We start from the raw sequence: 12381 nt of genomic DNA on the forward strand, positions 1-12381 counted from the left end.
AACTTTCGATTTTTTAAATGTCCTCTGTTTCCATTTTATTATGAGTTAGGTTCTTCCTCTTTATGACAAAGAATGAGATATATCTGCTTTATACTTTAGGGCTACCACCTCATGTCTATCCCTCCCTTCCGCTGTAACACCATAAAAATATCCCCTCCAAGATTCACTCTAACCCCCAAGTAACAGGACAGTTTGTTGAGTGTTTAGTTGAAGGGGATCATGTATGGCTTTTTTATAGCTAGCAAATGGACATTACGCCAGCAAATCGAATCCAGTTATTGTTTTTGTCTCCAAGCAATCTTTCATACCGTGTATGCCATATTCACGACCGATCCCGGAATGCTTGAAGCCGCCAAATGGAGCTTTCATTTCGAATCCGGCGCCGTTAATAAGCACAACGCCTGCTTGAATGAGGGAGGCCAATTCGTTAGCTCTCTCCAGATTGCCCGAACTAATATAAGCGCCAAGGCCGTAGTCTGTGTTATTTGCCATTTCGATCGCTTCTTCTTCGGTTTTGAACGTCAATATCGAAAGAACTGGTCCGAAAATTTCTTCTTTAGCGATCGTCATATCTGGAGTTACGTTAGCAAAGATCGTGGGTTTAACAAAGTTTCCTTGCTCTAATCCTACAGGGTGGCCTTCTCCGCCCGTTACCAGCTCAGCACCCTCTTGAATGCCGGCTTTAATAAAGTACTGGACTTGATTATATTGTTTCTCTGTCACGATTGGTCCAAGCACGGTGTCGGATTCGGATGGCAAACCGACTTTCATCGATTCCGCGGTTGCGCGGGCAAGCTGCTTCACTTCTTCCAAACGATGCTCCGGAACGAACAATCTTGTACCTGCAACGCAAGCTTGACCGTTATTCGAAAAACACGATTTAACAGCAGCTGGAATGGCTTTGGAGAAATCCGCGTCATCAAGAATAATGTTAGGCGATTTCCCGCCCAACTCCAACGTTACACGTTTCATTGAATCTACTGTCGCTCTGCGGATTTCTTTACCGACGCGAGTCGAGCCGGTAAAGTTGACCATTGCGACGTCTTTATTGCGAGTCAATTCTCCTCCTACTGTCGAACCAAGTCCATTAACGACGTTAATTACGCCAGCCGGAATGCCAGCAGCATCGATACATTCCGTCAGCAATTGCGTTTGCAATCCACTAAGTTCACTTGGCTTGATTACAACCGTACATCCGGCAGCGATCGCCGCACCAAGCTTGGCCGTAATCTGTGAATAGCTTGCGTTCCATGGTGTGATGATACCCATAACGCCTACAGGTTCGGACACGATTTTGGCTTTACCGATATAGTGAACAAATTCGTATTGCTCAAGTGCTTCTTTGCTAATTATTAAATTCATTGCTGCCAATTGAACACGTCCGGTAGCCGCCATCCGAGGTGCGCCATATTCAAGAATGTTAGCTTCTGCAAGCTCGTCGATTTTCGACAATATTGCATCGTTCAGACGTTGCAGCATATCTGCTCTTTCTTGTACCGTTGTTTTTGAAAACGCCGGGAATGCGGCTTTCGCTGCCGTAATTGCAAGCTTAGCGTCTTCTTCGTTGCCAAGGACTACACTTCCGATAACTTCGCGTGTTGTAGGGTCTACCAGTTTTTGACGCTCAGTGCCTTGAGGAGTGACAAACTTTCCTTTAATGTAAATTTGGGTTATATTTCTCATATTTTTAGACCACCTATTGTCAGTTTAGTTTACGAAACGTCTGTCACTGTTTGATGCATACTGTTTCGAGAAAAAAGTAGGAATCCGACAGCGACAGCAACCAAGGCAACAGCCACTGCCATGAACACGTCTCGCGTAGAATTTGAGTATAAGAGCAGTTCGATCCCTCTGACGAACAACGGGCTCAGGAACTGACATGTGTAGACGCAAGCCAGCAATAAGGATATCCCTGTTGTCAAAATTAATTTTGGAACAACTTCCGAGGTCTTAATGAATGACAGCGGGAATAGCACTCCTTCGGATAGGCCAATCATGAATACCCCCAAGGCGACTGTCCACACCGCATGTGCGGAAGAAATAAGCAGGAATCCCCCAGCCATTAATACCAGCTCCAGTGGAACGAGTCTTTTCTTCAATGCACCTGTTAACCTCGTAACAGAAAGTCCACCTATAAAAACACCGATTAATGAGAATGCTATCAAATAGCCAGCTGAAGAAATGCTGCCGATACCGTTATTCGCAAGAAATAACGAAAGGTTCGTCGGAATCAGAGCAAACATCATCGTATGCAATCCTCCCGCAAGCGCTACTGCGTAGAAAAACTTCGGTATCTTTATGGATGACTTCGCCGATTGACTCACCTGAAGCGGCGGGAATTTAGGAAGAAATGCAACGACCATTACTAATAAAATGACCGCGTAGAAATACGTCATAAAGACGTCTCTCCACCCAAGCGTCGCGATAAATCCACCGATAGAGAGGAAGATAGCCCCGCCTATCCCGTTGATAGACGTTTGAATGCCGTTCATGCGCGAACGTGCTTCTCCTTGAAAGTTCTCCGCAATTAATGAGTTGAATGTCGGCGAAATTAAGCCAATACTTAGGCCTAAGAGCGCCCTACAAGCCAAGATGAACGGAAATGAGTTCATAAAGGCTGGTCCGACGCCTCCAAATAAATATAAGACTAGACCCGTGATCAAGATGGATCTCCGATTAAACTTTCTGTTAAGAATTCCTGACAAGAACAATGTCGGCAAAATGAATAAGGAAGATAACGTTACGACCCACTGTACTAACAGAGCGTCCGTATTCGGAAATGCCACGGCAAGCGGTTTAAGAGCCGGCGCTGCCATCATTGTTCCGAAGGTAGTCGTTACAGCCATCGACAATAATGCGATTCTAGCACTTACTTTCAATGTGACACCCTCTTTCTGCTATATTACGACTGTTCGGAGAACGGCATAGATTACCGCTTCCGACAGTCGATACAATAGGACAAATATGCAATGGCTTAGAAATCTGTCGAGCGACTAAGTTTTTCCCAACGCTTCGTTTCTTCTAATTTTCCGTTATCCATCGCATTTGCGAGCTCGACGGCATCGCTCCCAAGCAGTAAGCGAAGCGGCGGGTTTTCTTCCTTAACGATAGTGAGGATTGCTTGTGCAGCTTTCGCCGGATCTCCACTCTCTTTTCCAGTGTTTTCACGGAAATAGGTCATCATATAGCCGACAGTGTTTTTGTATTCGTCACGCGGCTGGATTTGTTGCATCGAAGAGCCTGCCCAATCAGTACGGAAACCGCCTGGTTCGATTAATGTAACCTTAATTCCCAACGGCTGTACTTCTTTCACAAGCACTTCAGAGAAGCCCTCTACCGCCCATTTCGCAGCTTGATAAGGTGCAAGGCCTGGAGCGCCGATACGACCGCCAATGGAAGAGAACTGAATGATATGGCCGTGACCCTGCTCTCTGAGCAAAGGCAGCGCGGCTTTTGTTACGTTGACTACACCCCAAAAGTTTGTTTCAACTTGTGCGCGGAAGTCTTCCATCGCTGTTTCCTCAATGGAGGAAATATTTCCGTAACCTGCGTTATTAACAAGAACATCCAGTTTTCCGAATGTTTCGAATGCGGCCTTAATGGCTGCTTCAGCTTGGTCGTAATTATTCACATCCAATTGCACGAGGCGAACTTGGTCTCCGTAACGGTCCGCTAAATCTGCAAGCTGTTCTGTATTGCGAGCTGTTGCGACAAGTCGATCTCCATTAGCGAGTACCGCTTCCGCAAGACTACGACCAAACCCTCGGGAACTACCAGTAATCAGCCAAACTTTATTCATAAGAATATTCTCCTTATCAATGTGTATTGGAATATTCATTCCACAGTTGATATAGCTCTAAGATCCAACTTGGTCAAGAATAAATGGAATGTATATTCGGGTAAATTTCAATAAAATAGACCATATATCTTGAATTATTGAAGTTATCACGACTAAATCGGAATAATAATTCCAACTATTATATTTTTCCATATTATTATCGTTGTGTCACAAAGCTTGAGACCGCCTTTATTTATGCCCTTAATCACCTTAAATTTGGTAATTAAGGGCACTAAAAGGTCAAGTTGTCAGATACTATTAGATATTGATTGCTTTATGCTCAACATAGGCACCAAGACCGACAACGCCAAACTCACGTCCGATCCCGCTGGCTTTGTATCCGCCGAATGGGCCCTCGTAAGAAGCCATTGCTCCATTAACAATAAAGTAGCCTGTGCGGATTTGACGAGCGATTTCGAGTCCATGCTCAAGTGTGCCAGACCAAACGCCACCACCGAGGCCAAATGGCGAATCGTTGGCGATGCGTACGGCATCTGCTTCGTCATCGTAAGGGATAACGACAAGAACTGGTCCAAAAATTTCTTCTTGGGCTATACGCATGCTGTTGTTCACATCCGCGAATACCGTTGGTTTGACGTAGAATCCACCTTCCAATCCTGCAGGAACATCCGCTCCGCCAGTAACCAGGCGCGCGCCTTCTTGAATACCCAGTTCAATATAAGATTGAACACGTTTCTGTTGGTCTGCTCTCACCATAGGTCCGATGAAAGTCCCCGGGTCGGCAGGGTTACCAACGACGAGGCTTTCCGTCATTGTCTTAATAAGCTCGACTGCTTCTTCATAACGTTTTTTCGAAACAAGAATGCGGGTATGCGCTACACAGCTCTCCCCGTTGTTAACGAAAGATGAATACTTCAAGCCTTGAACTGCCGCTTCTAAATCCGCGTCATCCAAAATGATTGCTGCGGATTTGCCTCCGAGCTCCAAGCTTACGCGTTTTAGTTGTTCACCTGCGATCGATGCTATACGGCGCCCAGCTCCGGTCGAACCCGTAAATGCGATTTTATCGACTCCTGGATGGGATACGAGGTATTCACTTGTTTCGCGACCAGCCGGCACAATACTAATAACGCCTTCAGGGAATCCTGTTTCAGCGAAGATCTCGCCTAACAATAAGGCGTTAAGGGAAGTTTCTGGCGATGCCTTTAAGATAACTGTATTACCTGCCAGTAATGCAGGGATCATTTTAGCAAGAGCCGATTGATGTGGTGCGTTCCAAGGTATGATCGCTGCGACAACGCCAACCGCCTCACGACGAATCATCGGACCTTTTCCATCGTTCAAAGTTTCTTCCCACCCATACGATTTGGCTGCGCGAATGTAAGCATTCGCTTGCTCGGCGAGCGAGTGTTGCAAACCGTTCGTAAACCAATTAGGTGTGCCGTTCTCAGATGTAATTAAAGCAGCAATCTCATCCGCACGCGCAGCATGCAATTCATTGAAGCGAGTGACAATGTCCTGTCGTTCGCTAGGCGTCATTTTCGGCCACGGACCGTTATCGAATGCTTTTCTAGCTGCAGTGACGGCTAGATCAATATCGTCTGGGGAAGCCTGTGCCGCTTTACCAACTAGAGATTGATCATGTGGAGAACGAATCTCGATCACTTCTTGATTTACTGGGGCTTTCCATTGACCACCGATAAACAGCTTGTCATATACTTTCATTTTTGTTACTCCTTTGTGATTGTCTTTTATTTGATATGCTTTTGTTCGACTGTTATCCAATTCATTGAATTTGCTTGTGCATTTCGCCTCCCTCATTACGTTGGAACAATCGTTCCACGGGATTTATAATACCCTCGGATCTAGTGTTAGTCAAGGCACTTATGGAACATTCATTCCATTTAATATATGTAAATAAACACCTAATCAGCTGATAAAACGATTAATAAGGGCCGAATTAATTAAATTTAATTGAAATAGCTGAATAATTGTTCCAACTTTCAGTGCAAGTATTTAAGACGTAATATGCTGCAGCATGCACTTATACAAGAGCAATTCTCAATGTAAAATCCTCTCCTGTCCTGTCCATCTCCTGAACGTGGCAAGCAAAGCTGGGTAGTTTTCCATGCCCTCGATTGAATTATTCTGCCCGTTAGGATTCCTGTAGAGAGTTATATTTGCGCTTTGCACAAAAACGAGCGCCTCCTTTACGATGGGGTAACACGGGTCATAGCCCGTTATTCTCGGTGAAACTGGCGACCTCAGCAGCTATGCACATGGTAACGCGTTGCTACAGCATGCCGGCCTCAACCTGGCTGAAGCAAGTTCAGGCAAATGGAAAGGCCAAATGTCCAAGTCCATCAGTAAACGTGTCGACCAAGGCTTCGGCATGCCCAGTTCATGGCAACCAGGGCCCATATTATGAATGACGTAACGTTTAAACGACAGCACGAAGTGAATGTAAAAACGAAAAGCATGAAACCGATGCGCTTCCGTCATGAAGCTTTGCGGCAAAAATGGCACGCTGTTGGTTGCCATGGTACAGAGTGGCGAAGCTTACGAACTGGATCGAGATCTCCCTATGAAACACGTTGCTTAACCGATTCTCAACTAGCATGACTCGTACCGTTAGGATAACCAGCCTCCACCAACCGGATAGGCGTAACGAAGGAATGAAGGGGCATTGAACCGTCGAGAAATGGGAGTGAAAGCCTCCGGAGGTACGTGATGCAGCGTGCAGTAGAGCAGTACAAAAAGGAGCGAAAACTCGCCCCTTCTGTTCACGCATGCGCTTCGGTTGACGAATTTGACGGTACATCCCTCTTCTACTATCCAGATAGCAATGTTATCCATTAGATAGATCCTGCGAATAGGCAAGCATTCGGGAGAAAATCACATTTTACCGAGAGGTTTCATTGAATTTCGGCTGGAAATTATCTGCTGCGGCCTACATTAATGCGCTTTCCAAGCTCTTACTACATCCTCAATGACGTATCCATCCCTTTTTCCAAAGCTAACTCAAAGCCTTTTCTGCTAAAATTTGCGCTGTCATTTCTTTTTTGTTTTCACGTAAATTACGTTTCATCATCGTTTTGTTAAGTTAGGAATGATCTGCAACATCTAATTCAGATACAATTTTTTTATATTCTCGTCCATCATCCTTGCTTTGAATAGGGCTCCACACTTGGGCGAAAAACGGTTCACGTTTAGCGCGTTCTTTGTAATTCCAGCTTTCACGTTCACATTGAGGGCAGAAATGTCCTCCCTCAAGAACCAGTTTGGGACTGGCGCTAAACGTATGTCCGAATGCACATTTGAATTCAAGTTTTTCTGCCCAATCCCCCGTCGCCATCTCTGTAGATAAGCATTCACCGCCGCGGAATGTTGCAGCCCCTTCATATCTTCAATATTTAATTGTGAAGCCGGCTTATTCTCATCATAGCCATGATCGAGCTTTATGACTTTGTTCCAATAAGTGAATTTCTTCATCTCGGATAGTTTTCCCGGAATCGACTCCCAATTTTTCTTACTGCCCCAAAAAGCTTAGTTATTTCCCAAACGCCTTCTTAATGAAATACTCAAGAATATCGATAGTCAGCTTCAACTCAACGTACCCGACAGGTTGAAACGTTATACCTATTCTTACTTGGTCAATGGAAGCTTAGCGATCATACAAGAATGGATACAAGAAGGATTTATAGTCTCCAGTTTAGAACTGGCAGAGCTCATCTTTTCTTTAGCTGACCATTCATTATTGGCGTTTGACCCCTTAGAAGAGAAATGAGTATTCCCGTAACTCCCTTAAATTCACCACTGCTCTTCTATGTATTTAGATTATAGGAAAATCTTAAAGGGCGAATCGTACCAAGGGGAAGGAGATGTCCTTTTGGGAAGAAATTGAACAGCATAACTCTTGGAATGTATAATGGGCATGCAATAGAAAAAACATTATCCCGACATCTCCCAAAAGGGAAACCAAGATAATGTCAAATTTCTACTTGGAACAAGTAATACATATAAGGATAAACCTCCATCGACAGCAATTCCTCCTCCGACAGTAACGACATCTCCGGAAACCATAGCTTCTCCAGACAGTACATCATGCGAATTCGTAACCTTTGTCAACTGGCTTCCGGGAATTTTTAGCTCCATGGGAGCTGCGCCTATGGCCACAATACTTTTACTTCTGAAACGTTATGGGACTATGTTCTTGTCCTCTGACAAATTTCAATCAACTATCATCGTTCTCTGTTAGCGAGTAGCTTGTTCAATCCCTTTAAAAGAACAGTAGCAGATCATTTGGGAAAAACCTCTTTGAAGAATTCATTTCCTAAATCGGTTAAATCAGAGCTTCGCAGTTCCAAGTCGTCCTTGAGCGAACCATCCTCATGGAATGGTTCTATACAATTAATTGGTGTTCCACTAGAAATTTCATTAGCACCTCTTCCTTGATCTTACCTCCTTCAGATGAAAATGCAGTTTATGTTTTCAGGCGTTTAGTCAAATCAACGTGACTTAGGCATCTCTCTTACGGTAAAATACAAAAGCTGCAGCAATCAAGATCAGTGCCCACAACATCAATATTCCTGTCCCCTGCACAGGTGTAAGAGCATTTATTTCATCTGTGGAAGACAGCCTATACATAGATTGCCCCGCCGCATCCGGTAAGTAAGTAATAAAGCTTCGCAATAAGCCTTTCATCAATGGACTGACAATGAAATAATAACCAAGCAGGATCACTAAAGTTGGAGTGGTTCGTCTGATTATAGCACCTACAGCTGCACTGAGTAGTGTGGTTAAGGTTAAGTAGCCTGTCGCTCCTATTATTACCTCAATCAGGGTGTCTATATCAACCCCTACTGCTGTGTCTCTCATTCTTATCCAAGTATATAGCATACCTAAAACAACGATTATAAACCCCGCGGGAATAGTCACCATGGCCAATGCTAAATGCTTGGTGGTTAATTGTAGGCTACGCCAAGGTATCGCAGTTAATGTAGTTCGAATCTGTCCACCGGTGTACTCTGAACAGGTTGTTAGGATCCCAAGGATAATGAATCCAGCTTGAAGATAACCCATAGATGAAAGCCCAATGATCAATATCCCCTGCGTCCCTGCTTCCCCTTTTAGACCAACCGAAGTAAAAGCTGCAACAACTCCTAGATTAAGAATGAATGTACATATAAGAGTAATCCATACCGAGGGTAGCGTTATTAATTTATCCATTTCAGCACGAAGGGTTCGTGTGAACCTTTTACTAGAAGAGACACTCATGCAGCAACGTCCCTCCTATTAAACACAATGGTTGCAGTAATGAAAAGGACGACCACCCAGGCAAACATAGCTAACCCGCCCATGAACGGGGAAAGAAATTGATCGCCCGTTAACATAAACATTTCAATTCCAACTCGGTCTGGTAAGTATAACGCCAGCTTTGTGACCTTGGACAGCAGGAAACTAAAGGACACAAACGATGTATTAATGATAAGGACCGCAAGCGGAATCGTGCCATTCTTGGTAAGAACCGTAATCCCAAACGCTAAAAGAGCAGTAAATACCCAGTAACAAACTACACCGAACAGCTTGGACCATTCAAATGCAGGAGTATATTCACCAAGAACAAGATACGTGGCTGATATCGTTGTCATTATAGCCAGAATACATAGCAGTATGCTGACCACGATCACTGCCCCTGCTTTTGCCAGTAATAAATGAAGCCTTGATGAGACAACCGTTAAGCTTGTTGTAATCTGTTGTCCTCCACCCGATTCACTGCTCTCTATCGAATACTCGCTGCTGACAGCAAGCACACCGAGAATAATGACACCTTGCACCCCAAGAGCGAATCCAATATAGCCAACTTCCGAAAGTCGTGTGCTAATTCCAGCAATGATTTCCGCTCTCTGTGCCATGCTGTCTAAGGCCGCTATGAGCGCTGGAGCGAATGCCCCAATAAGTAAGGACAGCCAAATCCCCGGTAGGGAGAACAATTTAGATAGTTCTGCGTTGAAGGCTCTCATCCCATTCCACCTGCTTTGTCAGATGTTAGGGCAAAATAGGCTTCCTCCAGCGAGGAATGATACCCTGTTACTTCCTCCAGTGTTCCAGAGGCAACAATTTTTCCATGCTTCATGATGACCACATCGTCAACCGTCTCTGCAAGCTCTCCTATGAGGTGACTGGATAATAATACGGTGTTTCCAGACTCAGCACGTTCACGCAGAAACGTCCGAATCCAGCGTATCCCTTCCGGATCAAGCCCGTTCACGGGTTCATCCAAAATCAATATCTCTGGATCACCCAATAATGCGGCTGCCATTCCGAGTCTTTTCCCCATTCCCAGAGAATACTTCCCTACTCTTTGACCCGCTGCTTTTGTAAGACCTACGATTTCCAAAACTTCCTCGACACGTGAGGAAGGCAATCCTGCGGCACAAGCCATCCAACGCAAGTGTGCTCGTCCTGTTCGGCTACGATGCGCTCCAGACCCATCCAGAGCGGCGCCCACTGTTGCTAATGGATGATGCAATTGTGCGAATGGCTTTCCATTAATGAGTGCGGTCCCTGAAGTCGCACGATCTAACCCAAGCAATATGCGAAGGGTCGAACTCTTCCCTGCCCCATTTGGACCTAAAAAACCAGTGACTCTACCTGGTCTCGCCTTAAAGCTGATCCCAGATAAGATATCTTGAGCTCCGCGACGCTTAACCAAGTTCCTAATTTCAAGCAACCATAACACTCCCTTTCTGTTATGGTCCAATTATATAGAAGCAAAGTTACATCCCGGCGATCCTGTGGTTTACTTCTGGGTTACCTTTAGGTTAAGCTCGACCAATTGCTACTCTTGTACCCTTGTCATTGGATGTAATATTCGCTTTCAGCATCATCTTATTTAACATATAATCACAAGTCGATAACCCCATCCCTACCCCACGTTCATAGGAAGAGTTGTCCATACCGGGACCACGGTCTGCCACAAGGATCTGTTCTTTTGCTGCATCAACCACAATGTTTGCATATTTCCCTTCAGCCGCATGGCGAATAATATTCTGAAATAAATTATCCAGCACCCGTGTCATCCATTTCGGATCTACTTCCCAATAAAAAGTTTCGTCTGCCGGCAAATCAACATCCAGTTGAATTTCTTTCTCCTCAAAAACAGGATACCACGCAGCAACAGAAGCTCTGACTAAACGTCCAATATCCGTTGACGCGGGCTCAAATGGATATTTCCCTGATGTAAGCAATGTGTAAGACAGTAAATCATCCATTAGCACTCCGACTCTAGTAATCGTATGGTCCATCTCTGTTAAAGAGAGTTGCCCTTCTAGACTAACGGACTCATGATTTAATCGGGTGACATGTCCTCTCAAAATCGTAAGTGGTGTTCGTAAGTCGTGTGATAAATTCGCAATAAGTCGATGTCGTAATAATTCCTCTTCATAGGCTCGATTGCGACTGTCCTCAAGCTGCTGCATCATCCAATTAAATGAACTTCCTAACTGGTCGATCTCATCCATACGATCCGATTGAACAGATACGGGTTTAGGAAATGCGCTGTTTCTAGCTGTCATTGACATGACTTCTTGCAAGTGAGAGAGACGTCTCTGAAGTTTCAAGAAAAACAACCACGATAAGATCACAAACGCGACAATAATCAAACCAAACAAAAATACGGTAATATAAAACAGATTTAAGGGATTTATTTCTTTTTTAGGGATACCAGAACCCCCAAAAAAGGCACTGAAGAAAATGAGAATCATCGGAGGTAAAAAGATGAACAGAAAATGGACTTTTAGAAAACGACGAAATAAGGATCCTGTCTGCTTCATAGTTTCACCCGATAGCCAATTCCCTTTAGCGTCTCTATAATCTCCGGAGAATCCGGGTCACGTTCCAGTTTTTGACGTAGTCGATGGATATGCACCTGAATTGTTTTGTCACCCGTAATATAGGATTCTTGCCAAATGGCTTCATAGATTTGCTCTTTGGGTATAACTTGATTAGGATGCCGCAAGAAGTACATTAAGATTTGATGTTGTTTCCCTGTCAAAATAATTTCTTCTCCCGTGCGTTTGTCATAGACCATTTGGCCTTCTGGATCCACTTCAATCTGATTCCCCAGTGAAATACGTTCGGTAGGTGTTCCACCCGTTCGACGGATTAGCACTTCTAATCTAGCAACCAATTCTTCTGTATGGAACGGTTTCGTTAAATAGTCATCGGCAAATTGTAATCCATCCACCTTGTCCTCGATCGAGGTTCGAGCAGATAACAGCAAAATAGGAATAGCAGGAGCTGCCTTTTTCAATCGTTTTCCCACCGTAAATCCATCTAACCCCGGTAACATAATGTCCAAAATAACGACGTCCTGCTGATTAACTTCTTTATCGGCACCCTCACCAGAAAGCAACCACTGAACTGAGAATCCTCGCTGCTCCAATTCTTCTTTAACCCAACTGCCTATTTTCTCATTATCTTCAATATATAGAACATTTCTTCTCAAGCAACATCCCCCGCTTTAATGGTGTTCTCTATTTAATAGATTAACACACACTTGTAATCCCTCCGAATCAAAA

Annotated in this window: 11 protein-coding genes and 1 pseudogene; 2 read left to right on the plus strand and 10 right to left on the minus strand. The window is 44.4% G+C overall.

The genetic code is table 11. From position 1 onward, the window contains the following. Nucleotides 1–252 precede the first annotated feature (252 nt). The 4 genes from KJS42_RS21195 to KJS42_RS21210 form a co-directional block, all read right to left on the minus strand. On the minus strand, nucleotides 253–1683 hold the full coding sequence (locus KJS42_RS21195) for an aldehyde dehydrogenase family protein (protein WP_193416250.1): 1431 nt from the start codon (nucleotides 1681–1683) through the stop codon (nucleotides 253–255). A gap of 29 nt (nucleotides 1684–1712) precedes the next feature. Next, nucleotides 1713–2879, minus strand: coding sequence for an MFS transporter (locus tag KJS42_RS21200; RefSeq protein WP_213624051.1), 1167 nt, complete (start codon nucleotides 2877–2879; stop codon nucleotides 1713–1715). 95 nt (nucleotides 2880–2974) lie between these two features. Continuing rightward, nucleotides 2975–3799: an oxidoreductase gene (locus tag KJS42_RS21205; RefSeq protein ID WP_213624052.1), complete on the minus strand. Its 825-nt coding sequence runs from the start codon at nucleotides 3797–3799 to the stop codon at nucleotides 2975–2977. 297 nt (nucleotides 3800–4096) lie between these two features. Next, nucleotides 4097–5524: an aldehyde dehydrogenase gene (locus KJS42_RS21210; protein WP_213624053.1), complete on the minus strand. Its 1428-nt coding sequence runs from the start codon at nucleotides 5522–5524 to the stop codon at nucleotides 4097–4099. A gap of 517 nt (nucleotides 5525–6041) precedes the next feature. Here KJS42_RS21210 and KJS42_RS21215 point away from each other — a divergent pair. Then, nucleotides 6042–6227 (plus strand): transposase, encoded by a 186-nt coding sequence (locus KJS42_RS21215; RefSeq protein ID WP_193416315.1) that lies wholly within the window; start codon nucleotides 6042–6044, stop codon nucleotides 6225–6227. A gap of 695 nt (nucleotides 6228–6922) precedes the next feature. Here KJS42_RS21215 and KJS42_RS21220 read toward each other — a convergent pair. Then, nucleotides 6923–7291 carry a hypothetical protein gene (locus KJS42_RS21220; protein ID WP_193416254.1) on the minus strand — a complete coding sequence of 123 codons (369 nt, stop codon included), beginning with the start codon at nucleotides 7289–7291 and terminating at the stop codon, nucleotides 6923–6925. An 82-nt stretch (nucleotides 7292–7373) separates the two neighbouring features. Here KJS42_RS21220 and KJS42_RS23390 point away from each other — a divergent pair. Next, nucleotides 7374–7586 (plus strand): annotated as a pseudogene (locus KJS42_RS23390) (TetR-like C-terminal domain-containing protein); the annotation flags it as partial. A 731-nt stretch (nucleotides 7587–8317) separates the two neighbouring features. On the opposite strand, the gene KJS42_RS21230 reads toward KJS42_RS23390, so the two are convergent. From KJS42_RS21230 to KJS42_RS21250, 5 genes are all read right to left on the minus strand, one after another. After that, nucleotides 8318–9076, minus strand: coding sequence for an ABC transporter permease (locus KJS42_RS21230; protein ID WP_213624054.1), 759 nt, complete (start codon nucleotides 9074–9076; stop codon nucleotides 8318–8320). After that, nucleotides 9073–9822, minus strand: coding sequence for an ABC transporter permease (locus KJS42_RS21235; RefSeq protein WP_213624055.1), 750 nt, complete (start codon nucleotides 9820–9822; stop codon nucleotides 9073–9075). The genes KJS42_RS21230 and KJS42_RS21235 overlap by 4 nt, the downstream gene beginning before the upstream one ends. Further along, nucleotides 9819–10541 carry an ABC transporter ATP-binding protein gene (locus KJS42_RS21240; RefSeq protein WP_244868568.1) on the minus strand — a complete coding sequence of 241 codons (723 nt, stop codon included), beginning with the start codon at nucleotides 10539–10541 and terminating at the stop codon, nucleotides 9819–9821. The genes KJS42_RS21235 and KJS42_RS21240 overlap by 4 nt, the downstream gene beginning before the upstream one ends. Nucleotides 10542–10623: 82 nt before the next feature. Continuing rightward, nucleotides 10624–11634 carry a HAMP domain-containing sensor histidine kinase gene (locus tag KJS42_RS21245; RefSeq protein WP_213624057.1) on the minus strand — a complete coding sequence of 337 codons (1011 nt, stop codon included), beginning with the start codon at nucleotides 11632–11634 and terminating at the stop codon, nucleotides 10624–10626. Then, the gene (locus tag KJS42_RS21250) at nucleotides 11631–12308 is read right to left on the minus strand and encodes a response regulator transcription factor (protein ID WP_213624058.1); all 678 of its coding nucleotides are present in this window, start codon (nucleotides 12306–12308) and stop codon (nucleotides 11631–11633) included. Before KJS42_RS21250 ends, KJS42_RS21245 begins: the two co-directional genes overlap by 4 nt. Nucleotides 12309–12381 lie beyond the last annotated feature (73 nt).

It is taken from the genome of Paenibacillus sp. J53TS2 (assembly GCF_018403305.1).
GTDB lineage: Bacteria > Bacillota > Bacilli > Paenibacillales > Paenibacillaceae > Fontibacillus > Fontibacillus rhizolycopersici.

Excerpts from the sequence above, each read along its gene's own strand:
- KJS42_RS21195 (WP_193416250.1), bottom strand. The coding sequence starts at position 1,683 with ATGAGAAATATAACCCAAATTTACATTAAAGGAAAGTTTGTCACTCCT.
- KJS42_RS21205 (WP_213624052.1), bottom strand. The coding sequence starts at position 3,799 with ATGAATAAAGTTTGGCTGATTACTGGTAGTTCCCGAGGGTTTGGTCGT.
- KJS42_RS21210 (WP_213624053.1), bottom strand. The coding sequence starts at position 5,524 with ATGAAAGTATATGACAAGCTGTTTATCGGTGGTCAATGGAAAGCCCCA.
- KJS42_RS21220 (WP_193416254.1), bottom strand. The coding sequence starts at position 7,291 with ATGAAGAAATTCACTTATTGGAACAAAGTCATAAAGCTCGATCATGGC.
- KJS42_RS21230 (WP_213624054.1), bottom strand. The coding sequence starts at position 9,076 with ATGAGTGTCTCTTCTAGTAAAAGGTTCACACGAACCCTTCGTGCTGAA.
- KJS42_RS21235 (WP_213624055.1), bottom strand. The coding sequence starts at position 9,822 with ATGAGAGCCTTCAACGCAGAACTATCTAAATTGTTCTCCCTACCGGGG.
- KJS42_RS21245 (WP_213624057.1), bottom strand. The coding sequence starts at position 11,634 with ATGAAGCAGACAGGATCCTTATTTCGTCGTTTTCTAAAAGTCCATTTT.